At 66.6% G+C, this 13,471-nt stretch carries 10 protein-coding genes; 5 read left to right on the top strand and 5 right to left on the bottom strand.

All coding sequences use genetic code 11. The annotated features are described in order from the left end of the window. Positions 1–83 precede the first annotated feature (83 nt). The 4 genes from xdhC to uraH are packed head-to-tail and all read right to left on the bottom strand — an operon-like array spanning position 84 to position 5,229. Positions 84–971, bottom strand: coding sequence for a xanthine dehydrogenase accessory protein XdhC (xdhC, locus tag RS897_RS41840; RefSeq protein ID WP_315834505.1), 888 nt, complete (start codon positions 969–971; stop codon positions 84–86). Continuing rightward, positions 968–3,328 carry a xanthine dehydrogenase molybdopterin binding subunit gene (gene xdhB, locus RS897_RS41835; protein ID WP_315834504.1) on the bottom strand — a complete coding sequence of 787 codons (2,361 nt, stop codon included), beginning with the start codon at positions 3,326–3,328 and terminating at the stop codon, positions 968–970. The genes xdhC and xdhB overlap by 4 nt, the downstream gene beginning before the upstream one ends. Next, positions 3,315–4,844, bottom strand: coding sequence for a xanthine dehydrogenase small subunit (gene xdhA / locus RS897_RS41830; protein WP_407654404.1), 1,530 nt, complete (start codon positions 4,842–4,844; stop codon positions 3,315–3,317). The genes xdhB and xdhA overlap by 14 nt, the downstream gene beginning before the upstream one ends. Beyond that, positions 4,816–5,229, bottom strand: coding sequence for a hydroxyisourate hydrolase (gene uraH / locus RS897_RS41825; RefSeq protein ID WP_407654604.1), 414 nt, complete (start codon positions 5,227–5,229; stop codon positions 4,816–4,818). Before uraH ends, xdhA begins: the two co-directional genes overlap by 29 nt. 142 nt (positions 5,230–5,371) lie before the next feature. Between uraH and puuE the strand changes: the two genes are divergently transcribed. Both puuE and guaD read left to right on the top strand, forming a co-directional pair. Then, the gene (gene puuE, locus RS897_RS41820) at positions 5,372–6,790 is read left to right on the top strand and encodes an allantoinase PuuE (RefSeq protein WP_315834501.1); all 1,419 of its coding nucleotides are present in this window, start codon (positions 5,372–5,374) and stop codon (positions 6,788–6,790) included. Continuing rightward, entirely contained in the window at positions 6,787–8,181 is a 1,395-nt protein-coding gene (guaD, locus tag RS897_RS41815) for a guanine deaminase (protein WP_315834500.1), read from the top strand. The genes puuE and guaD overlap by 4 nt, the downstream gene beginning before the upstream one ends. Here the strand turns inward: guaD and RS897_RS41810 are convergent. Next, positions 8,155–9,081: a LysR family transcriptional regulator gene (locus RS897_RS41810; RefSeq protein ID WP_315834499.1), complete on the bottom strand. Its 927-nt coding sequence runs from the start codon at positions 9,079–9,081 to the stop codon at positions 8,155–8,157. The two genes, guaD and RS897_RS41810, sit on opposite strands and share 27 nt — an antisense overlap. A gap of 114 nt (positions 9,082–9,195) precedes the next feature. On the opposite strand from RS897_RS41810, the gene RS897_RS41805 reads away from it, so the two are divergent. The 3 genes from RS897_RS41805 to RS897_RS41795 are packed head-to-tail and all read left to right on the top strand — an operon-like array spanning position 9,196 to position 13,372. Next, a complete protein-coding gene (locus RS897_RS41805) occupies positions 9,196–10,422 on the top strand; it encodes a urate hydroxylase PuuD (protein WP_315834498.1) in 1,227 nt (408 codons plus the stop codon). Between the two features lie 28 nt (positions 10,423–10,450). Beyond that, on the top strand, positions 10,451–11,716 hold the full coding sequence (locus tag RS897_RS41800) for an allantoate amidohydrolase (RefSeq protein WP_315834497.1): 1,266 nt from the start codon (positions 10,451–10,453) through the stop codon (positions 11,714–11,716). Positions 11,717–11,740: 24 nt separating this feature from the next. Beyond that, complete coding sequence (locus tag RS897_RS41795) at positions 11,741–13,372, top strand: HAL/PAL/TAL family ammonia-lyase (protein ID WP_315834496.1); 1,632 nt, start codon at positions 11,741–11,743, stop codon at positions 13,370–13,372. Positions 13,373–13,471: the final 99 nt, after the last annotated feature.

Raw genomic sequence — 13,471 nt, 5'->3', positions numbered from 1 at the left:
ATGAAGCGATGGATGGCAGGCATGACAGTTCGCGACGCCGTCCTCCGGGCGGCGATCGTGTGCGTGCGGCGATGGCAGAAGCGTTATGCGACCCGTTGTTCGGCGAGGTCTTGCGTGGCAAGCGGAGGCCGCACATGAGCCACGGTCTGCGCCGCAGCGAGTTCGGTGGCGAACACGGTGATGAGTTCGGCGGCGGCGAGTGCTGCGATCACCGCCGGCCGCTTGTCACGCACGGCGCCACCGCCGATCGGACAAGTGATGCGGGCGATGTCCTGGTGGGAAATGCCGCACTCGCGAAATGCCGCCTCAAAGCGCTTGCGCTTGGTGCGCGAGCCGATGATGCCGAGATAACCGAAATCGGCGCGCTCCAGCACGGCTGTGGCGATCAAGGCGTCGAGCGAGTGGCTGTGGGTCATGATCACGTAGGCCGCACTTGCGGGCGCAGCTTCCACCTCGGCCATCGAGCGGTCGGTGACGACATTGGTGACGCCGTCAGCCGTGAAGCCTGCGAACTCCGCCGCGCGGCCGTCGATCAGCCGGACCTTGAACGGCAGTGGCGACAGCGCTGTCGCCAGCGCGCGGCCGACAAAGCCGGCGCCGAAGATCAGGATATGCGGATAGCCGGCGCGTTCGATCGCCTCATGGGCGCGCAGCGCCGCCACTGTTTGTGGTCCGGCGCGCTCGATCAGCAGCGTCACATGGCCGCCGCAGCACTGGCCGATCGCGGGCCCCAACGGAACGTCCATCTCGCGCTGGTCGATGTCGGAGAGCAGCAGCGCGCGCGCCTCGGCAATGGCAATCCATTCGAAATGACCGCCGCCGATGGTGCCGTCGACGCGCTCCGCCGTCACCAGCATGGTGGCGCCGGCTTCGCGCGGGGTCGAGCCGCGGGCGCTGAGGACGACGACACGGGCGGCAGCGGTGCCGGTGGCGAAATGAGCGGAGAGGATGTCGGCGAGGCCGGTTGTCATTCGGCTGCGTCCCGTTCACGATGCGGCGTCGCCATGCGCAGGCGCTCGACCGCATCCAGCACCCGTTCCGGCGTTGCCGGCGCATCCAGCCGCGGGCAGATGCGATAGTCGGCGACACTGGCGATCGCATCCGAGATGGCATGCAGGGCCGAGATGCCGAGCGGGAATGGCGGCTCGCCCACCGCCTTGGAGCGGAAGATCGTTTCCTCGCGATTGTGCGCGTCATACAGCGCCACATTGAAGATGCGGGGGCGGTCGCTGCAGGCCGGGATCTTGTAGGTCGAGGGCGCATGGGTGCGCAGCCGGCCCTTGGCGTCCCACCACAATTCCTCGGTGGTCAGCCAGCCGGCACCCTGCACATAGGCGCCTTCGATCTGGCCGATGTCGAGGATCGGGTTCAGCGATCGTCCGCAATCGTGCAGGATGTCGACGCGTTCGAGGCGATATTCGCCGGTGAGGGTGTCGACGGCCACCTCGGTGCAGGCGGCGCCATAGGCGAAGTAATAGAAGGGATGGCCGCGGCCGGCCTTGCGGTCCCAGTGGATTTTTGGCGTCTTGTAGAAGCCGGTGGCGGAGAGTTGCACGCGGGCGAGATAGGCCTGCTTCACGACATCGTCGAAAGCCACTTCTTCAGTGCCGATGCGCAGCTGGTTCGGCAGGAACGTCACCTCGTCCTTGGCGACGCCCCACTTGCTCGCGGCGAATTCGGTCAGCCGTTCGCGGATGGTCAGCGCGGCGGCTTCCGCCGCCTTGCCGTTGAGGTCGGCGCCGGAGGAGGCGGCGGTCGGGGAGGTGTTCGGCACCTTGGCGGTGGTGGTGGCGGTGATCTTGATCCGCTCGATGTCGATCTGCAGCACGTCGGCGACGACCTGCGCCACCTTGATGTAAAGCCCCTGGCCCATCTCGGTGCCGCCGTGATTGATCTGCACGCTGCCGTCCGTGTAGACGAGCAGCAATGCGCCGGCCTGGTTCGACGAGGTCAGCGTGAACGAGATGCCGAACTTCACCGGCGTCAGCGCGATGCCGCGCTTGATCACCGGGCTCGCGGCATTGGCCGCACGGATGGCCTCGCGCCGCGCCTGGTAGGCGCAGTCGCGCTCCAGCCTCTCCACCAGCTCGAGGGCGATGTTGTCTTCCACCGTCTGATGATAGGGCGTCACGTCGCGCCCCGCTTCGCCGTAGAAGTTGCGCTTGCGCACGGTCAGCGGATCGAGGCCGATCGCAAACGCGATCTCCTCGATGATGCGCTCCGCGCCGACGATGCCCTGCGGGCCGCCGAAGCCGCGAAATGCGGTGTTGGAGACGGTGTTGGTCTTCAGCGGTTCGGACACCGCCCGCACCGCCGGATAGAAATAGCAGTTGTCGGCATGGAACAGCGCGCGGTCGGTGACCGGTCCCGACAGGTCGGACGACCAGCCGCAGCGCGCGGCGAAGGTCATGTCGACGCTCTGGATGCGGCCCTCGTCGTCGAAGCCCACGTCGTAATCGACGATGAAATCGTGCCGCTTGCCGGTGACGGTCATGTCGTCGTCGCGGTCGGGTCGGATCTTTGCTGCCCGTCCCAGCCGCTTGGCGGCGATGGCTGCATAACAGGCGAAGGCGCTGCACTGGGTTTCCTTGCCGCCGAAGCCGCCGCCCATGCGGCGCACCTCGATGGTGACGGCATGGGCCGGGATGGCCAGCGTCACCGCCACCATGTGCTGCACTTCGGTCGGGTTCTGCGTCGAGGAGAACACGGTGACGTCGTCCTCCTCGCCGGGAATGGCGAGTGCCACCTGGCTTTCGAGATAGAAATGCTCTTGGCCACCCATGGCCATGCGCCCGGTGATCCGGCGCGGCGCGGCGGCAAGCGCGGCGGTCGCGTCGCCCCGTGCCAGCGTCATCGGCGCGGTGACCAATTGCCCGGTCACCTTGGCTGCGTCGATATCGAGCACCGCCGGGAGATCCTCGTAAGTGACCTCGGCAAGCCGCACCGCGGCTCGCGCTTCCAGCCGGGTGCGCGCGGCCACCATGAAGATCGGCTGCCCCAGGAACTCCACACGGTCGATGGCGAGCAGCGGCTCGTCATGCAGATGGGTGGGGCTGACGTCGTTCTCGCCGGGGATGTCGGCGGCGGTGAACACCGCGATCACGCCGGGCGCGGTTTTCACTTTCGCCAGATCGACGGCGACGATACGGGCATGGGCCCGCTCGCTGAGGCCGAGATAAACATGCAGCAGGCCTTCCGGCTCTGGCATGTCGTCGATGTAGATAGCTTCGCCGGTGACATGGCGGCGCGCGCTGTCGTGCGGCAGCGAGGCATGGGTGCCGCTGCGCAATGTCGTCTGCGTCGGGAATTCGCGTTCAGCCCTGGACATCAGCCACCGCCTTGTCGCCGACCAGGCGGGTTTCGACCTCGGGATGCATCAGTTCGACATGCAGCCGCGCGATCAGGTTCTGCGCGCTGCGCAGCCGGTAGCTCGCGGTGGCCCGCATGTCGCTGAGCGGCGTGAAGTCCTCGGCCAATGCCGCCTTGGCGGCGGCCACTGCGGCCAGATCGAAGCTGCGGCCACGCAGCGCGGCTTCTGTCGCGAGCGCGCGTTTGGGCGTTGCCGCCATGCCGCCGAAGGCGATGCGAATGTCGGTGATGCGGCTGCCGTCGAGATGCAGCCAGAACGCGCCCATCACCGCCGAGATGTCCTGGTCGAAACGCTTGGAGATCTTGTAGGCGCGATAGCGGCCGGCCGGTGCCGGCTTGGGCACGGTGATGCGCGCGACGAATTCGCCGGGCTGCCGATCCTGCTTGCCGTAAGCGATGAAGAATTGCTCCAGTGGTATGGCGCGCCGCTTCCCGCCGTGCCGCAGGTGCAGCGTGGCGCCAAGCGCGATCAGAGCGGGGGAGGCGTCGCCGATCGGCGAGCCGTTGGCGATGTTGCCGCCGATGGTGCCGACATTGCGGATCGGCGTGGAGGCGAGACGGCGGATCAGTTCGCCCAGGTCCGGATAGTGGCGGGCAAGCACGGGCGCCGCTTCGCTGTAGGTGACGCCGGCACCGATCTCGATGGCGCTGCCGCTGTCGTCGATGGCCTGCAGCTCACGGATGCGGCCGATCCATACCAGCGTCGGCAGCTTGCGCATGTGCTTGGTGATCCACAGGCCGACGTCGGTCGATCCCGCGACGATGGTGGCCTGTGGCTGCGCCAGCAGGATCTCGGCCAGCGCGTCGGTGGTGGCTGGCGCGTAAAACGTGCCGCTGTCGTCACCGATTTCGACTGTGTCGGTGTCCTGCAGCGCCTTGAGTCGCGCCAAGGTTTCCGGCGCCCGCCGATCGAATTTGTCTTGTTGCGGATTGGCGCAGGCGTGCTGGGCCGCGCGCACGATCGGAGCGTAGCCGGTGCAGCGGCAGAGATTGCCGGACAGCGCGTCGTCGATCGCCTGCTCGCCCGGGCAGGTGCCGCTGGTCTTGCTGAACGCCAGCAGCGACATCACGAAGCCCGGCGTGCAGAAGCCGCATTGCGAGCCGTGATGCTCGACCATGGCGTTCTGCACCGCATGCAGTGCGCCGTCGTCCTCCTTGAGATGTTCGACGGTGAGCAACTGGCAGCCGTCCAGGGTGCCGACCGGCTGGATGCAGGCGTTGACGGCGCGATAGGCGAGTCCGCCCGCGTTGTCCGGCCGCACCACCACCACGGTGCAGGCGCCGCAATCGCCCTCGTTGCAGCCTTCCTTGGTGCCGGTCCGGCGCTCATGAAGGCGCAGCCAGTCCAGCACGGTCATGGTCGGCGCAATGCGGTCGATCTCGTGGGGCTCGTCGCCGAGCAGGAAACGGATGCGTGGTCTCACGTCATGTCCTCCGTGCAAGGGATCAACTGCCCCGGTAGGTGCTGTAGCCATAGGGAGAGATCAGCAGCGGCACGTGGTAGTGCGTATTCGTATTGGCGATGCCGAAACGAATCGGGATTTCGTCCAGAAAGGCCGGCTCCGGCAGCGCGTCATGTTCGCGGCGCAGATAGGCGCCGGCATGGAACAGCAGCTCGTAGCGGCCGGTTTCCATGGTCTCCGCGCTCAGCAGCGGCGCGTCGCATCGCCCGTCGAGGTTGGTCTCGGTGTCGGCCAGCACGACGCGGCTATCGCCGTCGAGGCGGACCAGCACGATGCGCAGGCGCGCTGCCGGCCGCCCGTTGGCGGTATCGAGTACGTGCGTCGTCAGGCGTCCGCCGCTATGCTGGCTGACCAAGGCAGTCCCCCCGTATGGTGTTTGTCCAGGCGGTGCTCCGATCGCGGCACCGCGTGTGCGATATTGTCACGGAAGCCGGCAAGCGACTTGCCGTCGGCTTCGGAAACATCTTGCGAATTTCCCGAAAGAACAAACCGGCCCCGGCCGCCTAGTGTCCCCCGAGATTTTCTCGGGGATTCCACCGATGGCAACCACTCTCGACTACCCGCGCGACCTCATCGGCCACGGCCAGTACCCGCCGCGGGTGACCTGGCCCGGCAACGCCCGCATCGCGGTGCAGATCGTCCTCAATTACGAAGAGGGCGGCGAGAACTGCGTGCTCCATGGCGATGCCGCCTCCGAGGCCTTTCTGTCGGAGATCGTCGGCGCGCAGCCCTGGCCCGGCCAGCGCCACATGAACATGGAGTCGATTTATGAGTATGGCTCGCGTGCCGGGTTCTGGCGGCTGTGGCGGCTGTTCACCGGCCGCAATATTCCTGTCACCGTCTATGGCGTAGCGACGGCGCTGGAGCGGGCGCCGGCGATCACGGCGGCGATGCGCGAAGCCGGCTGGGAGATCGCAAGCCATGGCTACAAGTGGATCGAGTACAAGGATCTCAGTGTCGCGGATGAGCGCGAGCATCTGCGCCAGGCGATCCGCCTGCATCGCGAGGTCACCGGCGAGCGGCCGACCGGCTGGTATCTCGGCCGCTGCTCCGAACACACCACGCAGCTGGTGATGGAGGAGGGTGGTTTTCTCTATTCGTCGGATTCCTATGCCGACGATCTGCCGTACTGGATCGAGGGACCGCATGGACCGCATCTGATCGTGCCCTATACGCTCGATGCCAACGACATGCGCTTCGCCACCGCGCAGGGCTTCAATGCCGGCGACCAGTTTTTCAACTACCTGAAGGATTCCTTCGATGTGCTCTATGCCGAGGGCGAGGAGGCGCCGAAGATGCTGTCGATCGGGCTGCATTGCCGCCTGATCGGCCGGCCGGGGCGAATCGCCGCCCTGATGCGTTTTCTCGATTACGTGGCGTCGCATCCCCAGGTCTGGATGGCGCGTCGGATCGACATCGCCCGGCACTGGGTTCGGCACCATCCGCCCGCCGGCCTGCGCCCGAGCCGGATGCCGCGGGCGCTGTTCGTGGAGAGTTTCGGCGACGTGTTCGAGCATTCGCCGGAGATCGCGGAAGCCGCCCATCGCGCCGGACTGTCGTCGCGGGACGATACCGCGGAGGGACTACATACGAGTTTGACCGCGGCGATGCGCGATCTGCCGCAGCAGCGCAAGCGCGCTCTGATCGATGCGCACCCTGATTTGGCCGGACGGCTTGCGCTGGCGGGCGAACTCACCGCCGATTCCACCTGGGAACAGAGCGGCGCCGGCCTCGACACGCTGACGCCGGCGGAGCTTGCCGAGTTCACTGCGCTGAACGACGCCTATCGCGCCCGCTTCGGTTTCCCTTTCATCCTGGCGGTGAAGGGACACGGCAAGGCGGACATCCTCCGCATCTTCAAGACCCGCCTCGGCAACGAGATCGAGGCCGAATTCAACGAAGCGCTCCGCCAGGTCGAGCGCATTGCCCTGCTGCGACTGAAGGAGCGCCTGCCGTGACGTCCCACGTCTGCCCATCCCTGTTTTCCGGCGCCGAGCGCGTGTTGCGCGGGCGTGTGCTGAGTTTCCATGCCGATCCGCGGCTGGCTGGCGCGGAGCACAGCTATCGTTATATCGAAGACGGCCTTGTGGTGATTGCGCAGGGCCGGATCGTCGCGGTCGGCGAGGCGCATGCATTGCTGCGCCATGTCGGTGCGCACGTGCCGGTCGACGATCACACTGGCCGGCTGATCCTGCCGGGCTTCGTCGACACCCATATCCATTATCCGCAGACGCGGGTGATCGCCTCCTATGGCGAGCAGCTGCTGGAGTGGCTGCAGAAATACACCTTCGTGGAAGAGCAGAAATTGCGCCAGCAGGGCCATGCCGAGCATGTCGCGCGGTTCTTCTTCGATGAGCTGCTGCGGCAGGGCACCACCACGGCGGTGGTCTACTGCTCGGTGCATCCGCAATCGGTGGATGCGTTTTTCGCCGAGAGCGAGCGGCGCGGCACGCGAATGATCGCCGGCAAGGTGATGATGGACCGCAACGCCCCCGAGGGACTTTTGGATACCGCCGAGAGTGGTTACAGCGAGAGCCGCGCACTGTTGCAGGCGTGGCATGGCCGGGGACGCCAGCTCTATGCCATCACGCCGCGGTTTGCGATCACCTCCACGCCGGAGCAACTGGAGGCGGCCGGCACGCTGGCGCGCGAATTTCCTGACGCCTATGTGCAGACCCATCTCGGCGAGAACCGCGCCGAGATCGCGCTGGTGAAGCAGCTGTTTCCGCAAGCCGCGAGTTATGCCGACGTCTACGCCCGCCACGGCCTGCTCGGGCCGAAGTCGATCCTCGGCCACTGCATCTATCTGGAGGACAGCGAGCTGGAACTGCTGGCGGAGAGTGAGTCCATCGCCGCGTTCTGTCCGACCTCGAACCTGTTCCTGGGCTCCGGCCTGTTCGACATGCGGCGCCTGCAGCAGCACGCCAAACCGGTGCGGGTGGGGATCGCCACCGATGTCGGCGGCGGCACCAGTTATTCCATGCTGCAGACCGCCAACGAAGCCTACAAGGTGCTGCAACTGCAGGGCCAGCAATGGCCGGCGCTGCAGGCCTTCTATATGATGACCCACGGCAACGCAGCCGTGCTCGGCCTGCAGGACCGCATCGGCAGTCTCGCGCAGGGCTTTGAGGCCGACATAGCGGTGCTGGATCCGCGGGCTACGCCGGCGATGGCGCACCGCATGGAGTGCATCGAGGACAATCTCGCCGAAGAGCTGTTCCTGCTGATGACGCTCGGTGACGATCGCTGTGTTGCCGAAACCTATGTGGCGGGTCGGCCGAGCAAGCCACGAAAGCCCGAAGCGGTCTTGCGCAAGGCCGCATCACAGCTTCTTGCCGACATGCCCTAGCTGCTTCGACACGTGGCGGCGTACGCCGTCCACGGTCATGTCCACGAAGGTCTTGACCCGCGCCGGCAGCATCTTGCGGGTGGGATAGAGCACGCCGAGCGTCACCGCTTGCGGCGGCGCGTCCGGCAGCAGCATCTGCAGGCGTCCCGCCGCAATGTGCTCCGCCACTTCGAACAGCGGCATCATGATGATGCCTTGCCCGGCCAGCGCCCACTCGATCAGCACGTCGCAGTCGTCGGCATCGAGCTGGCCGGAGACCGGCAGGATCTGCGGCTCGTGCTCCACCATCAGGGTCCAGCGGAACTGCTGCGATCCCGGAAAACGCAACAAGAGGCAGCTGTGGCGCAACAGGTCCGACGGCGCCTCGGGCATGCCACGCTTCTCCAGGTAGGACGGCGCCGCGCACAGCACCCGCTCCACGTCGGTGATCTTGCGCAGGGTGAAGGTGGAATCGCGCAGTTGCGCGAGCCGGATCGCCACGTCGACCGATTCCTGCACCAGGTCGAGCAGATGGTCCGACAGCCGCAGATGGATGTCGGTCTCTTCGTGCTGCTCGCGATAATGCGCTGCCAATGACGAGATCACCCGCCGCCCGAGGCCGAGCGGTGCGGTCACCTTCAGCGCGCCGCGCGGCGTGGCGCCGGCCTCAGTCACGCTGACCTCGGCCCGCTCCACCGATTCGATCACGTCGAGGCAGCGCTCATAGAACACCCGCCCGGCCTCCGTGAGGTTCATGCGCCGGGTGGTGCGGCTGACCAGGCGGCAGTTGAGGTGGGTTTCCAGCGCCTGGACCCGGTAGCTGACGACCGAGGGCGACATCCGAAGGGTGCGGCCGGCCGCGGAAAAGCTGCCGGATTCGGCGGCCCGCATGAAAATCCTGATGTTTTCCAGCGAAATCATGCGGGGGCTCCGATTTGTCGAATATCCAGAAAGATATTCCCGAATTCCCTGAAGGTGCAACGACCCTGATCCGGGTAGGGTCGCAGAAACACGGATGCTGATCGGGAGGGGGCGATGATCCCTTACATACTGGAATGGGGCAGTCTGCTGCTGCGCTGGCTGCATGTGGTGTCGGCGATGGCGTGGATCGGCGCGTCGTTCTTCTTCATGCACCTCGACGCCAGCCTGCGGTCGACGAAGGACATTCCGGCCGGCCAGGGCGGTTCCAGCTGGCAGGTGCATGGCGGTGGCTTCTATGAAATGCGCAAATATCTGGTCGCGCCGGAGTTCATGCCGGAGGAGCTGACCTGGCATAAATGGCAGGCCTACACGACGTGGCTCTCGGGCTTCGTGCTGCTGGCCTGGATCTATTACGCCCAGTCCCATCTCTATCTGATCAATCCCGACGTGATGCAGTTGAACGCGTGGCAGGCCTCGGCGCTCGGCGTCGGTGCGCTCGGTCTCGGCTGGGTGATCTATGACCAGCTCTGCAAGTCGCCGCTCGGCAAGAACGAGAACGTGCTCGGTCTGGTCGGGCTGGTCGCGATCGTGGCGGCGAGTTTCGGTTTCACCCAGGTGTTCAGCGGGCGCGGCGCGCTGATCCACACCGGTGCGCTGATGGCGACCTGGATGGCGGGCAACGTTTTCCTGATCATCATCCCCAACCAGCGCAAGGTGGTGGCGTCGCTGATGGCCGGCGAGACGCCGGATCCGGCACTCGGCAAGCAGGCCAAGCAGCGCTCGACCCACAACAACTATCTCACCTTGCCGGTGGTGTTGTTGATGCTGGCGAACCACTATCCGGTGCTCTACGCCAACTCCGCCGTGATTCCGCCGATCGTGTTCCTGATCACCATCTCCGGATCGCTGATCCGCCATTTCTACAATGTGCGCCACTCCGACCATGCCAAGTCTCCGTGGTGGACATGGGCCGCGGCCGCGGTGGCGCTGTGGTTCACCTTCTGGGTGGCGATGGCCTCCTCGCCGACAGGACGCGAGCAACTGGGACTGAGCGCCGCCGCCAGCGTGCCGGCCAAGGAAAGCCACGTGCCGGCGCCGGCAAAGGTGATCGAGATCGTCACCTCGCGCTGCTCGATGTGCCATGCGGCGGAGCCGGTGTGGGAGGGCATCCAGATCGCGCCGAAGGCGGTGTTCCTGGATACCCCGGCCAACATCGCCCGCCAGGCCGACGCCATCAACCTGCAGGCGGTGCTCAGCCGCGCCATGCCGCCCAACAATATCACCGCCATGACGGACGACGAGCGCACCGCGATCGCCATCTGGGTCAAGAACAGCAAGTGATTTGAAAGTGATGGACGGGAGCCCCTCCATGCTCGACCTGACGCAATCGACCTCCGCAGATCGTGCGCTGGGACACCACGCCATGGAACGGCTGGCGGAGCTGGACGCTTTCACCGACGAGCCGGGCATGCTGACCCGGCTTTATCTGTCGCCGGCGCATCGCCGTGCCGTGGATTGTCTGCTCGGCTGGTGGCGCGCGCTCGGCATCGAGGCCAAACTCGATGCGGCCGGCAACGTGATCGCGCGTTATGAAGGCGAGACGCCGGGCGCACCGGCGCTGATTATCGGCTCGCACATCGACACCGTGCGCAACGCCGGACGTTATGACGGCAATCTCGGCGTGGTGGCGGCGCTGACTGCCGTCGAGCAATTGGCCCGCCGCGGTGAGCGGCTGCCGTTCGCCATCGAGGTGGTGGCATTCGGTGATGAGGAGGGCGTGCGCTTTCCCACCACCTTGTCCGGATCGCGGGCGCTGGCCGGCACGTTCAATCCCGCGACCCTCGACGAGCGTGACCGCGACGGCGTCTCGCGCCGCGACGCGCTCACGGCGTTCGGCTGCGACCCCGACGGGATCGGCGCGGTCGCGCGCAAGCGGGATCAGGTGCTGGGCTTTCTCGAGGTGCACATCGAGCAGGGCCCCGTGCTGGAGAGCGAAGGCCTGCCGGTCGGCATCGTCACCGCCATCAACGGTGCGACGCGTCTTGCGGTGCAGATGCGCGGCACCGCCGGCCATGCCGGCACGGTGCCGATGGGATTGCGGCACGACGCGCTGACCTGCGCGGCGACTGCGATTGTCGCGATCGAGGAGCTTGCGCGGTCACAGCCCGGCCTGGTTGCGACCGTGGGGCGGATCGAGGCACGGCCAGGAGCTGTAAACGTCATTCCCGGCGAAGCGCTGTTCACCGTCGACATTCGCTCCTCCGACGACGCGCAGCGCACTCGTGCGGTGGCCGAGATCGGCGCGCGTCTTGGCGCGCTGGCGCAGGCGCGCGCCATCGCACTTGAAATCACCACCACCCATGAGGCGGCGGCCTGCGCCTGTCATCCTGATATCGTCAGCCAGATCGAAGCAGCCGTCGCGCGCCAGGGCCTCCGGCCGCTGCGGCTCGCCTCCGGCGCCGGGCACGATACGATGGCCGTGGCCGCACTGTGTCCCGTCGGCATGCTGTTCGTGCGTTGCGACGGCGGCATCAGCCACAATCCGGCCGAGCGGATCACGGTGGAGGACGCGGACGCGGCGGTGCGCGTGCTGCTCGACGCCATCAGGCGCTTTCGCCCGGTTCCTGGGCGCTGAATTCCATATGGGAGAGTTTGTGAGATGACCGTAACCATCGACGGCCGGACGCTGACCGGCGACCAGGTCGCGCACGTGGCCCGCAGCCATGGCGGCCGCTTCGCCACCGCCGCGCTGGATGAGGCGGCGCGCGCCCGGATCGCCACGGCGAGAACCTACATCGACGCCAACTTCATGCACGACGACGCGCCGCTGATGTACTCCTTCAACACCGGCGTCGGCCTGTTCAAGGACCAGCGGGTGCTGATGTCGGAGATGGCCGAGTACCAGATGAAGACGGTGTACGCCCATGCCACCGGCATCGGCGAGCCGTTTGGCGAAGACGTGACGCGCGCCACCATGCTGCTGCGCGCCAATGCCTTCGCCTCCAACTATTCCGGTCCGCGCGTGGCCGTGGTCGATCGTTTGCTGGAGTGCCTCAATGCCGGCCTGCATCCGGTGATTCCGCAGAAGGGATCGGTTGGTGCATCCGGAGATCTGGCGCCGCTGGCGCATCTGGCGGCCGCGATCTGCGGCTTTCCGGAAGCGCAGATGGTGTATCGCGGCCGGCGCATGCCGGCGCGCGCGGCGTTGAGCGAAGCGGGATTGGCGCCGGATTTTCCGCTCTCCGCCAAGGACGCCTCCGCTTTGATCAACGGTTCCACGGTGTCGCTGGCGCTGGCCGTGCTGGCGCTGGAGGACGCCAAGCGAATCCTCAAGCATGCCGACATCGCCATGACGCTGTCGCTGGAATGCATGCGTGGCGAGCTTGCCGCGTTCGATCCCCGCGTGCACGCGGCGCGGCCGCATGCCGGGCAAGCCGCTACCGCCCGCAACATCCTGCGCATCGCCCAGGGATCGCAGCGCTGCTCGGAGGCCGCGCGCGTCACCATCTATCCGGACGAGGCGCGCGCGCCCGGCAAGCCGCCGGCGCCGCGGGTGCAGGATGTCTATTCCCTGCGCTGCACGCCGCAGGTGCACGGCCCGATGCGCGACGCGCTGGGTTATATCGGCCAGGTGGTCGGCACCGAAATCAATTCTGCCACCGACAATCCGCTGATCTTCGACGACGGTGTCGGCGGTTACACCTGCATCTCCGGAGGTCACTTTCACGGCCAGTATATCGCGCAGGTGATGGACCTCTTGGCGATCGCCGCCACCGACCTCGGTTCGATCAGCGAGCGACGCCTCGCGCGCTTGATCGATCCCACCATGAGTTATGGCCTGCCGCGCAATCTCCTTGCCGGCAAGCGCGGGCTCAACACCGGCTTCGCCACGGTGCAGTGCTCGATGTCGGCGCTGGTGATGGAGAACCGCACGCTGTCGACGCCCGGTTCGGTGGATTCGATCCCCGGCAAGTCCAATGCCGAGGACCACGTCTCCAACTCCACCTGGTGTGGCCGCAAGGCTCGTACGGTGGTCGAGAACCTTGAACAGATCGTCGCCTGCGAGATCCTGATGGCAGGCCAAGCGTTGTCGCTGATCGCGGATCACGCCAGGGAGCATCCGATCGGCCGTGGCAGCCAGGCGGCGCTCGATGCGCTGCGCAGCGTGGTCCCGCCGGCGCTCGATGGCGATCGCTGGTATCACACCGAGATGGTGGCGGCGCTGGAGCTGGTGCGCTCGGGGGCCCTGGTGTCAGCTGTGGAGGCCGTGACGGGGCCGCTGGAGCCATGAAGCGTGTAGCCCGCATGAGCGGAGCGATATGCGGGGAGGCCATGCGTTGTCTTCCCCGGGTATCGCGGAGCCTGTCATCGGGCCGCGCTCCGCGCGGAC

This window comes from Bradyrhizobium prioriisuperbiae (assembly GCF_032397745.1).
GTDB lineage: Bacteria > Pseudomonadota > Alphaproteobacteria > Rhizobiales > Xanthobacteraceae > Bradyrhizobium_A > Bradyrhizobium_A prioriisuperbiae.
The sequence above is the reverse complement of the archived record's forward strand: the minus strand, read 5'-3'. Positions and strand labels throughout refer to the sequence as shown.